Origin of the sequence: Mesorhizobium sp. M7A.F.Ca.MR.362.00.0.0 (assembly GCF_004023175.1) — a bacterium.
Lineage (GTDB): Bacteria > Pseudomonadota > Alphaproteobacteria > Rhizobiales > Rhizobiaceae > Mesorhizobium.
Map to the genome: position 1 here is coordinate 1 of NZ_RZTF01000692.1, position 1,679 is coordinate 1,679.

Here is a 1,679-nt window from a genome sequence, read left to right on the forward strand (position 1 = left end):
GGCCCTCCTGCTTCGGCGTAGAAAATTGGCGAAAGCCGAAATGACATCCGATCTCCCCCCTTGAGGGGGAGATCGCCGGCAGGCCAGAGGGGGGTGCAGCGCATCCCTCTCAATCAAAGCTGAACCGCAAAGCCAACTCCGATCAGGAGCATCCTTGCCCTTGCCCGCCCCCCTCATCGAAATGCGCGGCATCACCAAGAGCTTCGGCGCCGTCAAGGCGAACGAGGCCGTCGATCTCAGCGTGGCACCCGGCGAGATCCTGGGGTTGCTGGGCGAGAACGGCGCCGGCAAGACGACGCTGATGAATGTGCTGTTCGGCGCCTATGCGCCCGATGCTGGGGAAATCCTCATCCAGGGCAAGCCGGTGCGGATCACCAGTTCCGCCGATGCGCTGGCCGCCGGCATCGGCATGGTGCACCAGCATTTTCACCTCGCGCCGCGGCTGACTGTGCTGGAAAATCTTTTGATCGGCATTCCCGGCAAGACAGGACGGATCGACCGCGCCGGCGGGCTGGCGCGGCTGGCCGAGATCGGCCGCCAGCATGGGCTGATGCTTGACCCGGACCTGCCGGTCTCGGCGCTGTCGGTCGGCGAGCAGCAGCGGCTCGAAATCGTCAAGGCTCTGTTTCGTGGCGCCAGGCTGCTGATCCTCGACGAGCCGACGGCGGTGCTGGCGCCAAGCGAGGTCGACGGGCTGTTTTCGGCGTTGCGTTCTATGGCGGCGCAAGGTCTCGGCATCATCTTCATCTCGCACAAGCTCAACGAGGTGCGGGCGCTGACGCATCGCTGCACGGTGCTGCGGCATGGCCGCGTTGCCGGCCGCGTCGATGACCCCGCCAACACGACATCCTCGGAGATGGCAACACTGATGTGCGGCCATGAGATCGTGCCGCCGGCGCGGGGGCCATCGACGCCAGGTGCTGATGTGCTGACACTCGACGGCATTTCCACCTCGCATCATTCCGGCACGCCGCTGCGCGACATATCGCTTGCCGTTCGTGCCGGCGAAATCCTCGGCATTGCCGGAGTGTCGGGCAATGGCCAGCGGGCGCTGGCGGAGGTGATCTCCGGCGTGCGGGCGCCCGATGCCGGCCGGATGACGATTGCCGGCCAAAAGGTCTCGCGGTTTTCGCCGCGCGAGGTGCAGGCGCTCGGGCTCGGACGTATCCCGGAAGACCGCATGACCACAGGGCTGGTGACCAATCTGCCGCTGGCCGACTCGATGGTGCTGCCGCGCATCGGCACGGCGGCGTTCAGCAGCAAGGGCCTGCTCAAGCCGCATGCGATCCGCGCCTTTGCCGAGGCGCAGATCAAGGCCTATGATATCAGGTGCCCCGGGCCGATGACCCGAGCCGGCGCATTGTCCGGCGGCAATCTGCAGAAGGCGTTGTTGGCGCGCGAGCTTGCCTTCGATCCGAAGGTGCTTGTTGTCTCGCAACCAACGCGAGGCCTCGATATCGGTGCTGCGCGCTTCATCCACGAAAAATTCCTCGACATGCGGGCCAAGGGCTGCGGCATCATCGTCATTGGCGAGGATCTCGAAGAGCTGCTGGTGCTCTGCGACCGCATCGCGGTGATGTATGAGGGCCGCATCGTCGGCACGCTCGACAGCGCCGATGCAACGATAGCGCGGCTCGGCTTGATGATGACCGGGGCGGAGGGGAGAGCCTAGATGGACC

At 65.5% G+C, this 1,679-nt stretch carries 1 protein-coding gene; it reads left to right on the forward strand.

Annotated elements, in window-relative coordinates; translation table 11 throughout:
• The first annotated feature begins 160 nt into the window (after nt 1-160).
• Nucleotides 161-1,672 (forward strand): ABC transporter ATP-binding protein, encoded by a 1,512-nt coding sequence (locus EOC06_RS36870; RefSeq protein ID WP_128310091.1) that lies wholly within the window; start codon nt 161-163, stop codon nt 1,670-1,672.
• Nucleotides 1,673-1,679 lie beyond the last annotated feature (7 nt).